At 56.4% G+C, this 472-nt stretch carries 1 pseudogene; it reads right to left on the reverse strand.

Annotated elements, in window-relative coordinates:
* Positions 1 to 164: 164 nt before the first annotated feature.
* Positions 165 to 472, reverse strand: a pseudogene (locus JTI85_RS21110) (FAD-dependent oxidoreductase); the annotation flags it as partial.

Raw genomic sequence — 472 nt, forward strand, 5'->3', positions numbered from 1 at the left:
CGCCCCCAGCAACCAGGCGGTTTTAGTTGAGCAGGCCTTTTTACGGCCGAGTATTTTGCTGGCGGCATCGATGGTCTCTTCTGCCATATGACGTGATGTCGTCAGCTTGCCGCCGACAATCGTAATCAGACCATCTGCCGCAACCGTGATTTCATGATTACGTTTCATTTCAACGGTCTTGCCTCCCGCCGTCCCACCAGAGGGCGGCAACCGGCGATACTACCCACCACGTCTTCCGGGCGGAGATCGGTTTTCAATGCCGAATTCGCACCTTCCAGCAGAAAGTCCAATTCAGCGCGATTGCAGTGAACATCATTGAGATCGCCCTGATAATCCTCATCCGTGGTCCCCAAATAGGAAACGTTGCCCCAACGGGTGATCGTCGCGCGGCGGCTGCGCCCGGCAACCGGGATCGTCACCGTGCAATCATTGCGGATCATCCACGGAATAGCAACATGTACCCCCTTGGCAG

Source organism: Citrobacter sp. Colony219, assembly GCF_019382635.1.
Classification (GTDB): domain Bacteria; phylum Pseudomonadota; class Gammaproteobacteria; order Enterobacterales; family Enterobacteriaceae; genus Citrobacter; species Citrobacter youngae.